A 19378-nucleotide genomic window follows, 5' to 3' on the forward strand; every position below is an offset into this window, starting at 1 on the left:
ACATGCGTGACACCGTGACCGAACTGATCGAACGCTCCAACCGGTTGGGATCGGATCCGAAGAACACCAACTACGCCGGCGGGAACACCTCGGCCAAGGGCACGGATCTCGATCCCGTGACCGGCACCCCGGTGGAACTGCTGTGGGTCAAGGGTTCCGGTGGCGATCTGGGCACGTTGACGGAGGACGGCCTGGCGGTGCTGCGGCTGGACCGGATGCGTGCGCTGGTGGACGTGTACCCCGGGGTCGAGCGGGAGGACGAGATGGTCGCCGCCTTCGACTACTGTCTGCACGGTCGTGGTGGAGCGGCGCCGTCGATCGACACCGCGATGCACGGCCTGGTCGAGGCCGCTCACGTCGACCATCTGCACCCCGACTCCGGTATCGCGCTGGCAACGGCCGCCGACGGCGAGGCGCTGACCAAGCAGATCTTCGGTGACCGGGTGATGTGGGTGCCCTGGCGCCGTCCCGGCTTCCAGCTGGGCCTGGATATCGCCGAGATCAAGAAACGCAACCCGCAGGCCATCGGGACCATCCTCGGCGGTCACGGCATCACCGCGTGGGGCGCGACTTCAGCCGAGGCACAGGCACATTCGCTGGAGATCATCCACACCGCGGAACGCTATATCGCCGACAACGGCCGCCCGGCCCCGTTCGGCAGGCAACTGCCCGGCTTCGGCGCTCTGCCCCCCGAGCAGCGACGGGTCAAGGCAGCTGCGCTGGCGCCCTTCATCCGCGGACTCGCTTCCACCGACAGGGCGCAGGTCGGCCATTTCACCGACGACCAACGTGTACTGGAATTCCTTGCCGGTGACGAACATCCGCGTCTGGCTGCCCTGGGAACGAGCTGCCCGGACCACTTCTTGCGCACCAAGGTCAAGCCGATGGTGCTTGACCTGCCCACCGACGCCCCCCTGGACGACTGCAAGGCACGGTTGGCCGAGCTGCACGAGGTTTACCGGGCGGAGTATCGGGCGTACTACGAAAGGCATGCGGCCCCTGACTCGCCGCCGATGCGCGGCGCCGACCCGGCGATCGTGTTGATTCCCGGCGTCGGCATGTTCAGTTACGGCAAGGACAAGCAGACCGCGCGGGTGGCCGGCGAGTTCTATCTCAACGCCATCAACGTGATGCGCGGCGCCGAGGCGATCTCGCAGTACGCCCCGATCGACGAATCGGAGAAGTTCCGCATCGAATACTGGGCGCTGGAAGAGGCCAAGTTGGCCCGGATGCCGAAGCCCAAACCGTTGGCGACGCGCATCGCCTTGGTCACCGGGGCTGCCTCGGGGATCGGCAAGGCCATCGCCACCCGGCTGGCTGCCGAGGGGGCCTGCGTGGTGATCGCCGACCTGGATGCCGAAAAAGCCGTTGCCGCAGCGGAAGAGATCGGTGGTCCGGATGTGGCGATCGGTATCGCTGCCGATGTCACCGACGAAACCGCCGTGCAGGCCGCCGTCGACGCCTGCGTGCTGGCCTTCGGCGGCATCGACATCGTGGTCAACAATGCCGGACTATCACTGTCGAAATCCCTGCTGGACACCACCGTCGCCGATTGGGATCTGCAGCACAACGTGATGGCCCGCGGTTCTTTCCTGGTGTCCAAGGCCGCGGCCCGCGCGCTGATCGACCAGAAGCTGGGCGGCGACATCATTTACATTTCCTCGAAGAACTCGGTGTTCGCCGGGCCCAACAACATCGCCTACTCGGCCACCAAGGCAGACCAGGCGCACCAGGTTCGGCTGCTGGCCGCAGAACTCGGTGAGCACGGCATCAAGGTCAACGGCATTAACCCCGACGGGGTGGTGCGCGGGTCGGGCATCTTCGCCGGCGGCTGGGGTGCCAAACGTGCCGCGGTGTACGGCGTGCCGGAGGAGGAACTCGGCGCCTACTACGCCCAGCGCACACTGCTCAAGCGGGAGGTGCTGCCGGAGAACATCGCCAACGCCGCGTTTGCGCTGTGCACGTCCGACTTCTCGCACACCACCGGTCTGCACGTGCCGGTCGATGCGGGTGTCGCGGCCGCCTTCCTGCGGTGAGCGCTTGCGCTCAGGTTGCCGCCGTCGACCTCGGGGCCACCAGCGGGCGGGTGATCGTCGCGGACCTGGACCGGTTCGAGATGCGCACAGTGGCCCGGTTCGGCAATGACCCGGTCACCATCTGGAACGGTGCGCGCCAGGCCCTGCACTGGGACCTCCCCGGGCTGTACGGTCATGTGCTGGGCGGGCTGGCCCGTGCTGCACGGGAATCCGATCGGCTGGTCGGCATCGGCGTGGACGCGTGGGCGGTGGACTACGGGCTGCTGCGTGACGGACGGCTGCTGTCGGTGCCGTACCACTACCGGGATGCCCGCAGCGAGCGGGGAGTCGAGCTGGTGCACCAGCGGATCGGCGCGGCCGAACTGTACTCGCGCAACGGGTTGCAATTCCTGCCATTCAACACGCTGTACCAACTTGCTGCCGAGGACCTACTGGATCAGGCCGACACCGTGCTGCTGATTCCGGACCTGCTGACCTATTGGCTGACCGGGCGCCGGGCGGCCGAACACACGAATGCGTCGACTACCGGACTGCTCGGGCTCGACGGTGCCTGGGATACCGATCTGATGATTCGACTCGGACTGTCTTCCAACCTGTTTCCCGACATCGTCGAGCCGGGAACGCCGTGTGGGCGGGTGCTGCCCGGCTTGGGATTCGATGCCGAGGTGGTGTCGGTGGCTTCCCACGACACGGCGTCGGCCGTCGCCGCGATCCCGATGGACGCCGCCACGTCGGCCTATATCTCCTGCGGCACCTGGGGTCTGGTCGGCCTCGAGCTGCCCGGCCCGGTGGTCGGTGAGGCGAGCCGGACAGCCAATTTCACCAACGAGGCGGGCGCGGACGGCCGGAACCGCTTCCTGCACAACGTGATGGGGCTGTGGCTGCTCAGCGAAACAGTGCGCCAGTTCGACCGGGACGGCCGCGGCGCGGACCTCACCGCGCTGCTGGCCCAAGCCGCACAGGTCCCGGCACCGGCGCACGTGTTCGACACCGATGATGCACGGTTCCTGCCGCCGGGTGATATGCCGGGCCGGATCGCCGACTGGTACCGCGAACGTGGCCTGCCCGTGCCGGATGGCCCGGCGCAGTTGGTGCGGGCCATCCTGGAGAGCCTGGCCGCCGCGTTCGCATCCGCGGTGCGCACCGCGGCCGAGCTGGCCGGCGCACCTGTGCACGCGGTACACATCGTCGGTGGCGGGTCGCAGAACGAGCTGCTGTGCCAGCTCACCGCCGACCGGCTGGGCCTGCCCCTGCTGGCCGGGCCGGTCGAGGCGACCGCGCTGGGCAATATCCTGCTGACCGCGCGGGCCCAGGGCCTGATCACCGGTGACCTGGACGACCTGCGGCGGCGGGTCGCGGACTGGTTTCCGCCGCGCCGATACGTCCCACGCGCCGATCGGGCCGCTGTGATGGTGTGATGGTCTCGTGGTGAGCATGCGGGAAGTCGCTGCCGCGGCCTCGGTGTCCGTCGGCACCGTGTCCAATGTTCTCAATGCGCCCGACAAGGTGGCCCCGGCGACGGTGGCCCGTGTGCAGGCGGCGATCGATCACCTCGGTTTCGTCCGCAATGACGCCGCCCGGCAGCTCAAGGCCGGCCGGTCGCGCAGCGTCGGGCTGGTGGTGCTGGACATCGGCAACCCGTTTTTCACCGATATCGCCAGGGCCGCCGAACGCCGGGCCGGTGAGCACAACCTCACGGTGCTGCTGGGTACGTCCGATGACGACGCAGGACGCGAACGCGCCTATATCGACGCATTCGACGAACAACGGGTGTATGGGCTGCTGGTGTCGCCGGTGAATGACGATCTGGACCGGTTCACCGCGCTGCGGGAACGTGGCACCCCGGTCGTGCTCGTCGATCGGGACGGCAGCGGAACGCCTTTCGATTCGGTCGCGGTCGATGATGTGGCCGGCGCACGGTTGGCGGTAACCCACCTGTGCGCGACGGGCCGGCGGCGGATCGCCTTCGTGGGCGGCCCGGATGCCTTGCGCCAGATCCGCGACCGACGCCGCGGAGCCGCCGAGGCCGTTGCCGGAACGGCTGGCGCCCAACTGGAGAACATCGACGTCGCGGCCTTGAGTGTGCTGGCCGGCCGCGCGGTCGGCGAACGGTTGCGGGAACGGCCGACGGCGCGGCGACCCGATGCGGTGTTCTGCGCCAACGATCTGTTGGCGATCGGGGTGCTGCAGGCGTTGACCCTGATGGGTGATCTGCGGGTGCCCGAGGACATCGCGCTGGTCGGGTATGACGATATCGATTTCGCGCGGTCGGCCGTGGTGCCGTTGACCTCCGTGCGACAGCCGACGGCCGATATCGGGTCCACCGCGGTAGACCTCCTGATCGACGCGTCCGAGCATGGTGGCGACCGGCGCAAGCCCAGACATGTGGTATTCCAACCCGAACTTGTGGTCCGGGCGTCGACGGGATAGCGCGCCGTCAAAACGGCGGGGGTTCGGTGTTCTCGTCGATCGTGTGTTGGTTGAGTCGCCGTTCGGCCTCGATGCGGGCGGTGCGCGTTTCAGCGCGGGTGCGGCGGCGTTGTGGCATGGCCAGTCCCCGGTCGGGGATGTCGCTGACCGGTGTGGGCGGCGGTGCCGCGGTGTGAACCGCTCTGTCGGGGAACAGGATTTGGCTCAGCGGCACGGTGCTGTAGGCGTGGCCGGTGGGGCTGGTCCAGGTGTGAGATCCGTCAGGATGCTGCCGTTTGGTCCAGCCGCCGAAGGTCTTGAGGAGATGGTGGGTGCGGCACAGGGCCGACAGATTGCCGGGGTGGGTGGCCCCGGCCGGCCAGGGCACGCTGTGGTCGAGATCGCAGTGCTGGGCGGAGCGGTTGCAGCCGGGGAAGACGCAGACGAGATCCCGGGTGCGGACCCAGGTTGCGATCTTGATGGTGGGGCGGTAGCCGGGCGCCGCGGGCAGATCGGCGGGGTCGGCCAGGGACGTGACGCGGGCGCCGGTGGTCACCAGTTCGGTGAGCACCGGACCTGGCAGCACGCCACCGCCGATGAGCACACCGGGGGTGGCGACGGTCGCCACGGGGCCTTGGCGGCGGGCACCGTCACCGTGCAGGTCGGGGTCGCGGGGCGAATTCGAGGGCGGCGCCGACTCGGTGAGTACGTACACCGTGACCGCGGCCGAGCGCGGATCCTCCTGTGCTGCGGGGCAGCTCGGGTTCCCACACAGACACGCGAGCCGTTCTGCACCGGGGTCGGCGCCGAGCAGCCCGAGGGCGTCGGCCATCCGCTGCGGCGTGGTACGCGGGTCGTCGTCGCAGACCGTGGCGGCGATCGCGGCGAGGCGGGCGCGCAGGGCAGCGGCATCGGTGGCGAACAGTTGCCCGTAGACACCGACCGTGCCCGCGAGATCGTCGGCACCGCCGAACTCGAGGTACCGCGAGCGGGCCGCGCAGCGGGAGCCGTGCACGGCGGACGGATCGAACTTCTCGATCCACACGTCGATGGCGTCCTCCAGCCCTTTCTGGGACAGCGTCCCGAGGTGCGGGGCGATGCCTGCCAACGCGGCGTCGATGAGCGCCAGGGGTTCGTCGTGGATCACCAGGCGGGTACGCCAGGTGATGGCGGCGGCGATCTTGGCCGAGATCTCGCCGCTGGCCAGCAGGGCCCCGACCTTGGGTAGCCGGTCCCGCAGCGCGACGGCGATGCGCATCTGGGCGGAGGCGGCCTGCTTGGACAGCCCGCAGGCGGCCGACACGTCGGCGGTGGCGTACTCCCAGCCGTCGATCGCGGCGTGGGCGATCGCGTCGTCCTCGTCATCGCAGTGCTGCGCGACGATCGCGGCGATCATCGCCCATCGATTCGCGGCGGCCACCGCTTCGGTCCGGGTGGCTGCCCGCAGCGCGTCGATCAGCGCTGCGGCATCGGCCTCGGACCGTTCGAACATATGTTCATACTACGCCCGGCCACCGACATGCATCACCGATTTTGCTCCGCCGCAATGTTATTGGGGCTTGTCGCTGAAAAGTCGCTCGGAGGTGGGCAATCGCACCCACGCCGCACTCTCGGCACGATCAACACGTCCAACGTGCGCGGGCCGTGCACCCCTTCGACCCGCTGCAACTCGATATCACTGGTGGCGCTCGGCCCCGAGATGAAGGTCAGGGGCCGGGTCGGGTTCAGGGCGGCGAAACCTTGCGGCACGGTGTCGACGATCTGATCCACTCGCACGATGCAGATGTGGTGATCGGGCACCAGGGTCAGGGCTCGACGGCCCTGCGTGGAACCGGCATCCAGCACGATGGTTCCGGTCGCCGCGATGCCGACGGCGCAGCCGGTGAGCACGGCATCGGCGCGGTCCAGCGCCGAGACATCCAGCGGGGGCGCATCGACCACCACATGCATGCCGGTCACCCAGTCGGCCGGGACGTCAGCAGGTATCACCACGGTCGCATCGGCCGCGACGAGGCCGCGTACCGCCGCCGCGATATCCGTGGCCCGGTGCACCCGGGCCCGGTATTCGGCGACGGCCTCGGCGAAGCGCTCGACATCGGCCGGTCCGGTGAGCGGATCCCGGGAGTAATCCCGCGGTACCACAACAGGTTCCGGAGGCGCACCGGCCAGCGCCGCGCGGATCCGGCCCAACACCGCCGCTCGTGCATCCGTCATGTGTTGCTCCCTCGGGTGCGCGCCCACCACTGCCGGAAGGTCTCCTTCGGCGGTTCGGGGATATCGCGGCTGGCGGTCCATTTCGAGGCCGGCCAGGGCAGCGCACTGATGCGGTGATCTTTTCCGGCGATCAATCGTCCTGCGCCGAGCGCCTTTTCGGCCAGCGCGAACCGGCCGGGCGCCGACATCGCCCACCCCGCGGCCTTCATGGCCAGGTCCTGCCCGCCGGGCAGTCCGCCCCTTACGCCCCTTTCTGCATCCACCTGCTGGGCGCGCAGATGCACCAGAATCGACGGGATGTCGATGCGCACCGGGCAGGCGTCGAAACACGCCCCGCACAACGACGATGCATAGGGCAGGCTGGCGTTGGGGTCGTCGTGCCCGGTGGTGCCGGTCAACTGGGGCGACAGGATCGCCCCGATGGGCCCGGGATACACCGACCCGTACGCGTGGCCGCCGGTGCGCTCGTACACCGGGCACACGTTGAGGCAGGCGCTGCACCGGATACAGTGCAGCGCAGCGCGTCCCACCTCGTCGGCCAGCACCCGGGTCCGGCCGTTGTCCAGCAGCACCAGGTGGAAGTGTTGCGGACCGTCGCCGGGGTGCACGCCGGTCCACATCGAGGTGTACGGGTTCATCCGCTCCGCTGTCGAGGACCGGGGGAGTAGTTGCATGAACACTTCCAGATCCGCGAACGTCGGGATGATCTTCTCGATCCCCAGCACGGTGATCAGCGTCTCAGGCAGGGTCAGGCACATCCGGCCGTTGCCCTCTGATTCGACCACGGCGAGCGTACCTGTCTCGGCCACAGCGAAATTCGCTCCGCTCACGGCGACCTTCGCGGTGAGGAACTTGCGCCGCAGATGAGCCCGGGCCGCCATCGCCAGCACCCGCGGATCGTCGGTCAGCTCACCGGCCTCGGGCATTTCCCGGGTGAAGATCTCGCGGATCTCGGCGCGGTTGCGGTGGATCGCGGGGACCAGGATGTGGCTGGGTTTGTCGTGGCCGAGTTGCACGATGAGCTCGGCGAGGTCGGTCTCGAACGCCGCGATGCCCTCGGCCTCCAGGTGCTCGTTGAGACCGATTTCCTGGGTGGCCATGGACTTCACCTTGACCACCTCGGTGCTGCCGGTGTCGCGGATCAGGTCCGTGATGATCTGATTGGCCTCGGCGCCGTCGCGGGCCCAGTGCACCACTCCGCCGTGCGCGCGGACATTGCGTTCCAGTTGTTCGAGCAGTCCGGGGAGCCGGGCCATGACGTCTTGTTTCAGGGCGCTGCCGGCGGCGCGCAGCTGCTCCCAGTCCGCGCATTCCTGCACCGCGGCAAGGCGCTTGGCGCGGATGGTTCGGGTGGCGTGGCCGATGTTGCGGCGCAACTGGGCGTCGTCGAGCGCGGTGCGCGCGGCTTGCGGGAACGGGACGTCACCGCGCAGATTCCCGACGCCGGGGGTGCCGAGGAACGTCACGCGCTTGCGTCCTGCCCGGCCAGGATCTCGGCCAGGTGCACGGTGCGGACCCCAGCCCGCAGCCGGCTCAGGCCGCCGCCGATGTGCATGAGGCACGACGAGTCCCCGGCGCTGCACACCTCGGCGCCGGTGTCGAGGATGTTGGTCATCTTGTCGGCGAGCATCGCGGTCGACGTGTCGGCGTTCTTCAGGGCGAAGGTGCCACCGAAACCGCAGCACGAGTCGGCGGCCGGCAACTCGACCAGGGTCAATCCGCGGACGTTGCGCAGCAGCCGCAGCGGCTTGTCGCCGACGCGCAGCATGCGCAACGAGTGACAGGTCGGGTGGTAGGTGACCCGGTGTGGGTAGTAGGCCCCGACATCGTCGATGCCGAGGACGTCGACGAGGAATTCCGAGAGTTCGAAGGTGCGGCCGGCAACCGCCTCGGCGCGGGCGGCCAACCGTTCGTCACCGGCACGCCGGGCCACCATGGCGTGCTGGTGGCGCACGGAACCCACACACGATCCGGACGGGGCCACGACGGCGTCACACCCCACCGTCTCGAAGACGTCGACGTGATGGCGCACCACCGTGGTGGCCTCGTCGAGATAGCCGGTGTTGATATGCATTTGCCCGCAACAGGTCTGGCCGGACGGGAACACCACCTCGTGGCCGAGTCGCTCCAGCACGGCGACGGTGGCAATTGCGGCTTGCGGAAAGAGCGCATCCGCCAGGCAGGTCGCGAACAGGGCGATTCGCATAGCTTCCTCAGATTAACGCCGCCGCCGGCGGGGTGGCGGCGATCGCGCGGATGAATGATTGAAACGTTTCAAAACACCGTACTGTGACCGCAGTCATAAGTCAACGCGCACCCCCGATGTCAATCGATCAGCGTGGCAAGCAGATTCGCCGACCGCAGCGCCCTGGCAACCGGCTGTGCAATACCGTGGCGGGTGTGGTGAACCCAGCGACGCACCCCGGCGGCGGTTTCAACCCGCCCGAGCCCACCACCAAGGGCGGCCCGGACTACGGCCGATTCGTCGACGCGGTGCGCACGCTGCAGGACCACGCCCGCGCCGCCGACGCGCCCGACGCGGTGATCAGCGAGGCCGCGGATCTGATCGAAAAGGTGTCGGCCCTGCTGGCGCCCTACGCGGCCGACGAATGGCATTCGCCGTCCGGTCGCCGGATGGACCTGCCCAACCGCCGCAACATCATGTCGGTGCCGGTCGACCTCGTGGTCACCGACGCTGGTCGGATCGGCGGGGCGGCGCGGTTCCGTCGCTTCCATCTGGGCCGTAACGGTGCCGTGCACGGTGGTGCGTTGGGGTTGCTCTTCGATTCGCTGCTGGGCTTCACCACCGCCAAACTGACCAAGAGCCCGTACCAGCGCACCGCGCACCTGGGCATCGACTACCGCAAGGTCGTCCCGATCGAGAAGGAGCTGCGGGTGGACGCCGGAATCGACAGGATCGACGGGCGCAAGATCTTCGTCAGCGGTCGACTGTTCGACGGTGACGAGCTGCTCACCGAGGCCGACGCCCTGTTCGTCCGGCTCAAGCCGGGGCAGCCGTGAACGAGTCCGTGAACGAATCCGCCAATCAGTCAAGGTACTCGGCGGTCAAGCGCCGCTGGGCACGCTGGCGTGACGGGCTGCGGGAACGGCCGGTCGCCGATTTCGTCTACCGCGTCGTCGTCGGGGTGGTGGGCCTGCTGGTGCTGGCCGTCGGCATCATCGCCATCCCGTACCCCGGCCCGGGATGGGCGATCGTCTTCCTCGGTCTGGCGATCCTGGCGACCGAATTCCGCGCCGCCCAGGTGGCGCTGCACTGGGTGAGGCAACGGTACGACGCCGTGATGGCCTGGTTCGGCCGCCAGCACATCGCCGTGAAAGCCCTGAGTGCGGCCTTCACCGGGCTGGTGGTGGTGGCCAGCCTGTGGGGTCTGGGTGCCCTGTATTGGTTCGGCGATCTGATCGGCTTCCAACCGGCCTGGCTGAAGAGCCCGATCGGTATCGGCTCCGACTGACCCACCCCGATAGCATGGTCGCGTTCTGTGTACCTGCCTGAGGAGAGTTCCCGATGAGCGCCGCCGCCAGCCCCGCCCCCGCAGCCCCGATCCGGGTTGCTGCCGGGACCACCGCTGGTGCAGCCGTCCGCGCTGCCGGCCTACCCGAACGGGGCGCGCCGGACGCCATCGTGGTGGTGCGGGACGCCGACGGCCGGCTGCGTGACCTGTCCTGGACGCCTGACGCCGATGTCGAGGTGGTGCCGGTGGCCGCCGACACCGACGACGGCCGCAGCGTCATCCGGCACTCGGCTGCGCACGTGCTGGCCCAGGCGGTGCAGGAGCTGTTCCCGGAGGCCAAGCTGGGCATCGGCCCGCCGATCACCGACGGCTTCTACTACGACTTCGATGTGGCCGAACCGTTCACGCCGGAGGATCTGGCCAAGCTGGAGAAGCGGATGGCCAAGATCGTCAAGGACGGTCAGCTGTTCTCCCGCCGCGTCTACGAATCCAAGGAGCAGGCCCGTGAGGAGCTGGCCAACGAGCCCTACAAGCTCGAACTCGTCGACGACAAGTCGGGTGACCCGGACGTCATGGAGGTCGGGGGTGACGAGCTGACCGCCTACGACAACCTCAATGCCCGCACCAAGGAACGCATCTGGGGGGACCTGTGTCGGGGGCCACACATCCCGACCACGAAGTACATCCCCGCGTTCAAGCTGACCCGCAGTAGCGCGGCGTACTGGCGCGGCGACCAGAACAACGCCAGCCTGCAGCGCGTGTATGGCACCGCGTGGGAATCGCAGGAGGCGCTGGACCGGCACCTGGAGCTCATCGAAGAGGCGCAGCGTCGTGACCACCGCAAGCTCGGGGTGGAACTCGACCTGTTCAGCTTCCCCGACGAGCTCGGCTCGGGCCTGCCTGTCTTCCATCCCAAGGGCGGCATCATCCGCAAGGAGTTGGAGGACTACTCGCGGCAGAAGCACGAGCAGGCCGGCTACCAGTTCGTCAACACCCCGCACATCACCAAGGAGAACCTGTACATCACGTCGGGCCACCTGGAGTGGTACGCCGACGGCATGTTCCCGCCGATGCAGATCGACGCGGAGTACAACCCGGACGGCAGTGTGCGCAAGCCCGGCCAGGACTACTACCTGAAGCCGATGAACTGCCCGATGCACCACCTGATCTACCGGTCGCGGGGCCGGTCGTATCGCGAATTGCCGTTGCGGCTCTTCGAATTCGGGTCGGTGTACCGGTATGAGAAGTCGGGTGTCGTGCACGGGCTGACCCGGGTGCGCGGCATGACCCAAGACGATGCGCACATCTACACCACCCGCGAACAGATGCGCGACGAGTTGACATCGTTGCTGCAGTTCGTGCTGGATCTGCTCTCGGACTACGGTCTGGACGACTTCTACCTGGAGCTGTCCACCCGCGACCCGGCGAAGTCGGTCGGTTCCGACGAGCTGTGGGAAGAGGCCACCGCGACGCTGCGTGAGGTGGCCGAGGCCTCCGGGCTGGACCTGGTGCCCGACCCGGGCGGCGCGGCGTTCTATGGACCCAAGATCTCCGTGCAGGTCAAGGATGCGCTGGGCCGGCACTGGCAGATGTCGACCATCCAGCTGGATTTCAACATGCCCGACCGGTTCGAGCTGGAGTACACCGCCGCCGACGGCAGCCGGCAACGGCCGGTGCTGATCCACCGCGCGCTGTTCGGGTCGATCGAGCGGTTCTTCGGGGTGCTCACCGAGCATTACGCGGGGGCGTTCCCGGCCTGGCTGGCGCCGGTGCAGGCGGTCGGGGTGCCGGTCGCCGACAAGCACGTTCCCTACCTGGAAGAGATTGCCGCCCAACTGAAGTCGCTCGGCATCCGGGTCGAGGTGGATGCCAGCGATGACCGGATGGCCAAGAAGATCGTGAACCACACCAACCAGAAGGTGCCGTTCATGCTGCTCGCCGGAGACACCGATATCGAGTCGCAGGCCGTGTCCTTCCGATTCGGGGACCGCAGCCAGATCAACGGCGTGCCCCGCGAGGCTGCCGTGGCGGCCATCGCCGACTGGGTCACCCGTCGGGAAAATGCAACGCCCAACGCCGATCTGTTCAAGGTGGACGGGTGAGCGAAGCTGACGGGGTAGGCGCATGACCGACGCGGACCGGATCGTGGACACCGGTGTCGGCGATCCCGACCATCTGCAGCGGCTGTGGACCCCGCACCGGATGAGCTATATCGCCGAATCGCCCATGAAGAAGGGCGCCGGTTCGGCGCTGTCCTCGGAACCGTTCACCGACATCCCGCAGATGGCGGACGAGGACGGTCTGATGGTCGCCCGCGGCGAGCACGTCTACGCGGTGCTCAACCTGTACCCGTACAACCCGGGTCATCTCATGGTGGTGCCCTACCGGCGGCTGTCCGAACTGGAAGACCTCACCCCTGCGGAGAGCGCTGAGCTGATGGCGTTCACCCAGAAGGCGATTCGCGTCATCAAGGCGGTGTCGCGGCCGCACGGCTTCAACGTCGGGCTGAACCTGGGGTCGTCGGCCGGCGGGTCGCTGGCCGAGCACCTGCACATGCATGTGGTGCCGCGTTGGGGCGGCGACGCCAACTTCATCACCATCATCGGTGGGTCGAAGGTGATCCCGCAGTTGCTGCGCGACACCCGGGAACTGCTGGCGACGGAATGGGCGAGGCAGAGCGGCACGGCGACGGGGCAGTCGGCAAATGAGTGACTTCTACCTGATGACCCGGGCGGCGTACGTCAAGCTGTCCCGACCGGTCGCCAGGGCGGCGCTGCACGCCGGATTCACCCCCGACAGCATCACGGTGCTGGGCACCGCCGCGTCGGTTCTCGGTGCGCTGACCCTGTTCCCGATCGGCCAGCTGTGGTACGGCGCGCTGGTGGTGTGGTTTTTCGTGCTGGCCGACATGCTCGACGGGGCGATGGCCCGAGAGCGCGGCGGCGGTAGTCGGTTCGGGGCGGTGCTGGACGCCACCTGCGACCGGATCGCCGACGGTGCGGTGTTCTGCGGGCTGGCCTGGTGGGCGGCGTTCGGCATGCACAACTCCCAACTGGTGGTGGCCATCCTGATCTGTCTGGTGACCTCACAGGTCATCTCGTATATCAAGGCCCGCGCCGAGGCCAGCGGCCTGCGCGGGGACGGCGGCATCATCGAACGCCCGGAACGGCTCATCATCACCCTGACCGGTGCCGGATTGAGTGGCTTGTTCGGCGTGCCGCTGATCCTGGAGATCGCCATGTGGATGCTGGCCCTGGCCAGCGTGGTGACCGTCGCCCAGCGGCTGCATGCGGTGCGGACATCGCCGGGCGCCATGGACCCACTGACCCCGACGCCCCCGGCGACCGAGGTGGGCGAAGAGTGAGCACACCGTCGGCGGGGCTGCCCAAGGTGCGAGGACTGCGTGTGCCGCTGGGAGGTGAGCTCACCGACCTCGGGTACGCAGCCGGCTGGCGCGTGGTGCGGGCCATGCCGGAATTCGCCGCCCGCAACATGTTCGAGGCCGGTGCGCTGTACGCCGCTCGCGGTGGCGGCCCGGCGCAATTGCGCAAGAACCTGGCCAGGATCTTGGGAGTGCGCCCCGCCGACGTGCCCGGCAGCCTGATCCGCGCGTCGCTGGCGTCCTACGCCCGGTACTGGCGCGAGGCGTTTCGGCTGCCGTCGATGGACCATCGAGTGCTCGCGGCCCGGTTGCAGGAACTGGCCGAGGGCGACGAGCATGTCGCCGACGCACTGGCGGCGGGCCGGGGCGCGGTACTGGCCCTGCCGCACAGCGGCAACTGGGATATGGCCGGCGTGTGGCTGACCAACACGTACGGCCGGTTCGCCACCGTCGCCGAACGCCTGAAACCGGAGTCGCTGTATCAGCGGTTCGTGGACTACCGGGAGAGCCTGGGTTTCGAGGTGCTGCCGCTCAACGGCGGGGCACGCCCGCCCGGCGAGGTGCTCGCCGACCGGCTGCGCGCCAACGGGCTGGTCTGTCTGATGGCCGACCGCGACCTGACCCGCTCCGGTATCGAGGTCGAGTTCTTCGGTGAGGCCACCCGGCTGCCGGCCGGCCCGGCCCGGCTGGCGCTGGAGACCGGTGCAGCGCTGCTGCCCACCCACTGCTGGTTCTCCGGTGACGGCTGGGGCACCCGCATCCACGCGCCGTTGGACACCTCCTCCGGTGACGTCACGGTGATCACCCAGGCGCTGGCAGACCACTTTGCGGCGAATATCGCGCAGTACCCGGCCGATTGGCACATGCTGCAGCCGCAGTGGCTGGCCGACCTCTCCGATGAGCGCCGTGCCCGGCTCGAAGGCCGGTAGGGGAGCACCGATGCGCATCGGGATGGTGTGCCCGTATTCGTTCGACGTCCCCGGCGGCGTGCAGGCCCACGTGCTGCAACTCGCCGAGGTGTTCCGCTCCCAGGGGCACGTGGTGAGCGTGCTGGCGCCCTCCTCCCCGCATGTGCAGGTGCCGGACTATGTGGTGTCGGGCGGTAAGGCCGTGCCCATCCCGTACAACGGGTCGGTGGCCCGGTTGCGCTTCGGGCCGGCCACGCATCGCACCGTCAAGAAATGGCTCAGCCAAGGCGATTTCGACGTGCTACACCTGCACGAGCCGAACGCCCCGAGTCTGTCGATGCTGGCGCTGATGATCGCCGAGGGCCCGATTGTCGCCACCTTCCACACGTCCACAACGAAGTCGTTGACGCTGAGCGTCTTTCAGGGAATCCTGCGGCCTTGGCACGAGAAGATCGTCGGCCGCATCGCGGTGTCGGATCTGGCGCGGCGGTGGCAGATGGAGGCACTGGGCTCCGACGCCGTCGAGATTCCCAACGGGGTGCCCGTCGCGACATTCGCTTCGGCCCCGCTGCTGGACGGCTATCCGCGCCCCGGCCGGTGCGTGCTCTTCCTCGGCCGCTTCGACGAGCCGCGCAAGGGAATGGACGTGCTGCTGGCCGCGCTGCCCCGGCTGGCCGCGGCCTTCCCGGATATCGAGGTCCTGGTGGTGGGCCGAGGCGATGAGAAGGCACTGGCCGAGAAGGCCGGCGACTTGGCCACCCATCTGCGATTCCTCGGCCAGGTCGACGACGCCACCAAAGCCTCGGCACTGCGCAGCGCCGACGTGTACTGCGCACCCAACACCGGCGGGGAGAGTTTCGGCATCGTGTTGGTGGAGGCGATGGCGGCCGGCACCGCGGTGGTGGCCAGCGATCTGGATGCGTTCCGGCGCGTGCTGGACAACGGCCAGGCCGGCCGGTTGGTCCCCGTCGACGATGCCGACGCGCTGGCCGATGCCCTGATCGCCGTGCTCGGTGACGACCCGCTGCGGGCCCGCTACGTCGAGGTGGCCGGCACCGTGGTGCGTCGCTACGACTGGTCGGTGGTGGCCGCCGACATCATGCGGGTGTACGAGACGGTGGCGATGTCCGGGGTGCGCGTGCGGGTGGCCGACTAGTGCTGGTTCTGACGATCGTGCTGGCGGTGCTGATCGGCGCCGCGATCCTGCTGACCGGCTCCTGGGCTTATCTGACCGCCAACCGGCTGGACCGCCTGCACGTGCGATACGACCTGTCCTGGCAGGCGCTGGACGCCGCGCTGGCCCGGCGGGCGGTCGTCGCGCGGGCGGTCGCCGTCGACGCCTTCGGGCAGGACCCCCAGGGCAAGCGACTCGCCGCGTTGGCCGACGCCGCCGAACGCGCCCCCCGCGCGGCACGCGAAGCCGCCGAGAACGAACTGTCCGCGGCGCTGGGCGCCGTCGCCCCGTCGGCGCTGCCGCTGGCCCTGGTCGCCGAACTCGCCGATGCCGAGGCCCGGGTGCTGCTGGCCCGCCGGTTTCACAACGACGCCGTCCGGGACACCCTGGCGCTGCGCGAACGGCCCATGGTGCGGTTGCTGCACCTCGGTGGTACCGCCGCCCTGCCCAGCTATTTCGAGATCGTCGAACGCGCAGGGCCGGCAGCGCGCGACACCGCCTCGGCCGGCACGCGGGTCTCCGCGCGGGTGGTCTTGCTCGACCAGGACGGTCACGTGCTGCTGTTCCGCGGATCCGACCCAGCTCGTGACGGTGCGGACGCCCGGCCGTGGTGGTTCACCATCGGGGGCGCCGTCGAGCCCGGCGAGGGCCTGGCGGACGCGGCGGCCCGCGAACTCTTCGAGGAGACCGGGCTGCGGGTTCCCACGGCCGACCTCGTCGGACCGGTATGGCGCCGGGACGCCATCATCGACTTCAACGGCGCGGTGATCCGCAGCGAGGAGCTGTACTTCGTGCATCGCACCCGCCGGTTCGAACCCGTGGCGATCGGCCACACGGCCCTGGAACGCCGCTACATTCACGGCCACAGATGGTGCGATGCGACAATGATCGCCGAGCTGGTCGCCAAGGGGGAGTCGGTGTATCCGCTGCAGCTCGGCGAGTTACTGGCGCAGGCCGGAGAGCTCGCCGATGTGCGCGGTGCCGGGCCGGGAACCCAGCCTCAAGAGATCCGCTGAGACTGCGGATCCAATTGATTTGGCGCCACGTTTAGACTAGATCAGTAGTGAACTGGAGGAGATTGCGATGGATTTCGTCGGGCAGGAGCGCAGCGACCGGGAAATCGGTGCGGCAGCGCAGAACGGTAACCAGACCGGCACCGCCCGGGTGAAACGCGGGATGGCCGAGATGCTCAAGGGCGGCGTCATCATGGACGTGGTCACCCCGGAGCAGGCCCGGATCGCCGAGGCCGCCGGTGCGGTGGCGGTGATGGCCTTGGAGCGGGTGCCCGCGGACATCCGCGCCCAGGGCGGGGTCTCCCGGATGAGCGATCCGGACATGATCGAGGGCATCATCGACGCGGTCACCATCCCGGTGATGGCCAAGGCCCGCATCGGGCACTTCGTCGAGGCGCAGATCCTGCAGAGCCTGGGCGTGGACTACATCGACGAGTCCGAGGTGCTGACCCCGGCCGACTACGCCAACCACATCGACAAGTGGCGCTTCACCGTGCCGTTCGTCTGTGGTGCCACCAACCTGGGTGAGGCGCTGCGCCGGATCACCGAGGGTGCGGCCATGATCCGGTCCAAAGGTGAGGCCGGCACCGGCGATGTCTCCAATGCCACCACTCATATGCGGACCATCGGCGCCGAGATCCGCCGGCTCACCTCGTTGAGCGAGGACGAGTTGTTCGTGGCGGCCAAGGAACTGCAGGCGCCCTATGACCTGGTGGTCGAGGTGGCCCGGGCCGGCAAGCTGCCGGTCACGATGTTCACCGCCGGCGGCATCGCGACCCCGGCCGACGCGGCGATGATGATGCAGCTCGGCGCCGAAGGTGTGTTCGTCGGCTCGGGCATCTTCAAGTCCGGCGACCCGGCTGCGCGGGCGGCGGCCATCGTGAAGGCCACCACCTTCTACGACGATCCCGACGTGCTGGCTAAGGTCTCCCGCGGTCTCGGCGAGGCCATGGTCGGCATCAACGTCGACGACATCCCGGTGCCTCACCGGCTCGCCGAACGCGGCTGGTAAAACTCACAACGTGGCGATTGAAGAGATCCTCGACCTGGAGCAGCTCGAGGTCGACATCTATCGCGGTGGGGTGTTCAGCCCGGAGTCGGGCTTCCTGCAGCGCACGTTCGGCGGACACGTCGCGGGCCAGTCCCTGGTGTCGGCCGTGCGCACGGTGGACCCGAGGTTCCAGGTGCACTCACTGCACGGGTACTTCCTGCGGCCCGGCGACGCCCGCGCGCCGTCGGTGTATCTGGTGGAGCGGATCCGCGACGGCGGATCATTCTGCACCCGCCGGGTGAGCGCCATCCAGCACGGCCAGACCATCTTCAGCATGTCGGCGTCGTTCCAGACCGACCAGAGCGGGATCGAGCACCAGGACGCGCCGCCGGTCACGCTGCCGCCGGACGACATTCCTGACTTCAAGTCGGTCAGCAAGGTGTTCGACGACGCCAGTTTCCGGCAGTTCGACGAATGGGATGTCCGGATCATTCCGAGGGAATCGCTGAACCTGTTGCCGGGCAAGGCATCTCAGCAGCAGGTCTGGTTCCGTCATCGCGATCCGCTGCCCGACGATCCGGTGCTGCACATCTGCGCGCTGGCCTATATGAGCGATCTGACCTTGCTCGGCTCGGCGCAGGTGACCCATCCCGCGGAGCGTGCGCATCTGATGGTGGCGTCGCTGGATCACGCCATGTGGTTCATGCGCCCGTTCCGGGCCGACGAATGGCTGCTCTACGACCAGTCCTCGCCGTCGGCGTGTGGCGGCCGTTCGCTGACCCAGGGCAAGATTTTCAATCGCTCCGGCGAGATGGTGGCCGCCGTCATGCAGGAGGGGCTGACCCGATACCAGCGGGATTTCGTCCCGCCCCCCACGTGACCGTCCGGGTCGGCGTGCTCGCCCTGCAGGGCGATACCCGCGAGCACCTGGCCGCGCTGCGCGAAGCCGGTGCCGACGCGCTCACGGTACGCCGGGCTTCGGAGCTGGAATCGGTTGATGCGTTGGTGCTTCCCGGTGGGGAATCCACCGCGATCAGTCATCTGCTGCGGGAGTTCGAGCTCTTGGCGCCGCTGCGTGCCCGGCTGGCCGGCGGGATGCCGGCCTACGGGTCATGCGCGGGGATGATCCTGCTGGCCGACGAAATCTTGGACGCCGGCGCCGAAGGCCGGCGCGCCGAGCCCTTGCACGGTATCGACATGACGGTGCGCCGCAACGCCTTCGGACGCCAGGTCGACTCCTTCGAAGAGGACATCGCGTTCGAGGGGTTGGACGGCCACGTGCATGCGGTGTTCATCCGAGCGCCCTGGGTGGAGCGGGTGGGCCCGGAGGTCGAGGTGCTGGCCCGCGCCGGCGGCCATCCCGTCGCCGTGCGCCAGGGCCGCATGCTGGCGACGGCGTTCCATCCCGAGGTGACCGGTGACCGACGGGTGCACAAACTGTTCGTCGACTCGCTCGGGTGAACGTTGCACCAACGCCGCCATGGAGTTTGCTGTCACAGCGGCCGCCGGTGACGCGCACAGCTTGCTCACATGTAGACGGTCCTCAATGGCTATGTGACACCCCAAACGACCGCGACGTTTTTCGTACCGCCCATCGACGCCGACCCTGACTTGCCTGCGGCGCAGCCCATGAATCTCCAGCGCTGGGCGCTGCCGGCGCTGCTCGTCGGCACCGCGGTGCTGTATCTGTGGCATATCACGGTCAACGGGATGGGCAATCAGTTCTATGCGGCGGCGGCGCAGGCCGGGTCGCAGGACTGGGAGGCGTTGCTGTTCGG

Annotated in this window: 18 protein-coding genes and 1 pseudogene; 15 read left to right on the forward strand and 4 right to left on the reverse strand. The window is 68.5% G+C overall.

The genetic code is table 11. The features are described from left to right. Positions 1 to 2: 2 nt before the first annotated feature. The 3 genes from SBI67_RS24285 to SBI67_RS24295 are packed head-to-tail and all read left to right on the forward strand — an operon-like array spanning position 3 to position 4466. Positions 3 to 2036, forward strand: coding sequence for a bifunctional aldolase/short-chain dehydrogenase (locus tag SBI67_RS24285; RefSeq protein WP_318983004.1), 2034 nt, complete (start codon positions 3 to 5; stop codon positions 2034 to 2036). Beyond that, positions 2033 to 3454 (forward strand): rhamnulokinase, encoded by a 1422-nt coding sequence (locus SBI67_RS24290; RefSeq protein WP_318983005.1) that lies wholly within the window; start codon positions 2033 to 2035, stop codon positions 3452 to 3454. The genes SBI67_RS24285 and SBI67_RS24290 overlap by 4 nt, the downstream gene beginning before the upstream one ends. A gap of 16 nt (positions 3455 to 3470) precedes the next feature. After that, positions 3471 to 4466 (forward strand): LacI family DNA-binding transcriptional regulator, encoded by a 996-nt coding sequence (locus SBI67_RS24295; RefSeq protein ID WP_318983049.1) that lies wholly within the window; start codon positions 3471 to 3473, stop codon positions 4464 to 4466. Between the two features lie 7 nt (positions 4467 to 4473). On the opposite strand, the gene SBI67_RS24300 is transcribed toward SBI67_RS24295, so the two are convergent. The 4 genes from SBI67_RS24300 to SBI67_RS24315 are packed head-to-tail and all read right to left on the reverse strand — an operon-like array spanning position 4474 to position 8865. Next, positions 4474 to 5937, reverse strand: a complete 1464-nt coding sequence (locus SBI67_RS24300) for an HNH endonuclease signature motif containing protein (protein ID WP_318983006.1) — start codon at positions 5935 to 5937, stop codon at positions 4474 to 4476. A gap of 32 nt (positions 5938 to 5969) precedes the next feature. Beyond that, positions 5970 to 6659: a LutC/YkgG family protein gene (locus SBI67_RS24305; protein WP_318983007.1), complete on the reverse strand. Its 690-nt coding sequence runs from the start codon at positions 6657 to 6659 to the stop codon at positions 5970 to 5972. Then, positions 6656 to 8125 (reverse strand): LutB/LldF family L-lactate oxidation iron-sulfur protein, encoded by a 1470-nt coding sequence (locus SBI67_RS24310; RefSeq protein WP_318983008.1) that lies wholly within the window; start codon positions 8123 to 8125, stop codon positions 6656 to 6658. Before SBI67_RS24310 ends, SBI67_RS24305 begins: the two co-directional genes overlap by 4 nt. Next, positions 8122 to 8865 carry a (Fe-S)-binding protein gene (locus tag SBI67_RS24315; protein WP_318983009.1) on the reverse strand — a complete coding sequence of 248 codons (744 nt, stop codon included), beginning with the start codon at positions 8863 to 8865 and terminating at the stop codon, positions 8122 to 8124. Before SBI67_RS24315 ends, SBI67_RS24310 begins: the two co-directional genes overlap by 4 nt. 194 nt (positions 8866 to 9059) lie before the next feature. On the opposite strand from SBI67_RS24315, the gene SBI67_RS24320 reads away from it, so the two are divergent. The 12 genes and pseudogenes from SBI67_RS24320 to SBI67_RS24375 form a co-directional block, all read left to right on the forward strand. Next, on the forward strand, positions 9060 to 9680 hold the full coding sequence (locus SBI67_RS24320) for a PaaI family thioesterase (protein WP_413232553.1): 621 nt from the start codon (positions 9060 to 9062) through the stop codon (positions 9678 to 9680). 8 nt (positions 9681 to 9688) lie between these two features. Then, positions 9689 to 10132, forward strand: a complete 444-nt coding sequence (locus SBI67_RS24325; protein WP_318983051.1) for a TIGR02611 family protein — start codon at positions 9689 to 9691, stop codon at positions 10130 to 10132. 53 nt (positions 10133 to 10185) lie between these two features. Further along, a complete protein-coding gene (thrS, locus tag SBI67_RS24330) occupies positions 10186 to 12234 on the forward strand; it encodes a threonine--tRNA ligase (RefSeq protein ID WP_318983010.1) in 2049 nt (682 codons plus the stop codon). Between the two features lie 22 nt (positions 12235 to 12256). After that, positions 12257 to 12844, forward strand: coding sequence for an ATP adenylyltransferase (locus tag SBI67_RS24335; RefSeq protein ID WP_318983011.1), 588 nt, complete (start codon positions 12257 to 12259; stop codon positions 12842 to 12844). Then, complete coding sequence (gene pgsA, locus SBI67_RS24340; protein ID WP_318983012.1) at positions 12837 to 13496, forward strand: phosphatidylinositol phosphate synthase; 660 nt, start codon at positions 12837 to 12839, stop codon at positions 13494 to 13496. The genes SBI67_RS24335 and pgsA overlap by 8 nt, the downstream gene beginning before the upstream one ends. Before the next feature lie 104 nt (positions 13497 to 13600). Continuing rightward, positions 13601 to 14443: a phosphatidylinositol mannoside acyltransferase gene (locus SBI67_RS24345; RefSeq protein WP_413232561.1), complete on the forward strand. Its 843-nt coding sequence runs from the start codon at positions 13601 to 13603 to the stop codon at positions 14441 to 14443. A 10-nt stretch (positions 14444 to 14453) separates the two neighbouring features. Beyond that, positions 14454 to 15578 (forward strand): glycosyltransferase family 4 protein, encoded by a 1125-nt coding sequence (locus SBI67_RS24350; RefSeq protein WP_318983013.1) that lies wholly within the window; start codon positions 14454 to 14456, stop codon positions 15576 to 15578. After that, positions 15578 to 16612, forward strand: a complete 1035-nt coding sequence (locus tag SBI67_RS24355; protein WP_413232554.1) for an NUDIX hydrolase — start codon at positions 15578 to 15580, stop codon at positions 16610 to 16612. Before SBI67_RS24350 ends, SBI67_RS24355 begins: the two co-directional genes overlap by 1 nt. A 103-nt stretch (positions 16613 to 16715) precedes the next feature. Further along, positions 16716 to 17621 (forward strand): pyridoxal 5'-phosphate synthase lyase subunit PdxS, encoded by a 906-nt coding sequence (pdxS, locus tag SBI67_RS24360; protein ID WP_318983054.1) that lies wholly within the window; start codon positions 16716 to 16718, stop codon positions 17619 to 17621. A gap of 10 nt (positions 17622 to 17631) precedes the next feature. Next, entirely contained in the window at positions 17632 to 18480 is an 849-nt protein-coding gene (gene tesB, locus SBI67_RS24365; protein ID WP_318983014.1) for an acyl-CoA thioesterase II, read from the forward strand. Further along, entirely contained in the window at positions 18477 to 19061 is a 585-nt protein-coding gene (gene pdxT, locus SBI67_RS24370; RefSeq protein ID WP_266046274.1) for a pyridoxal 5'-phosphate synthase glutaminase subunit PdxT, read from the forward strand. Before tesB ends, pdxT begins: the two co-directional genes overlap by 4 nt. Before the next feature lie 93 nt (positions 19062 to 19154). After that, positions 19155 to 19378, forward strand: a pseudogene (locus SBI67_RS24375) (mannosyltransferase); the annotation flags it as partial.

The organism is Mycolicibacterium chengduense, assembly GCF_033741155.1.
GTDB lineage: Bacteria > Actinomycetota > Actinomycetes > Mycobacteriales > Mycobacteriaceae > Mycobacterium.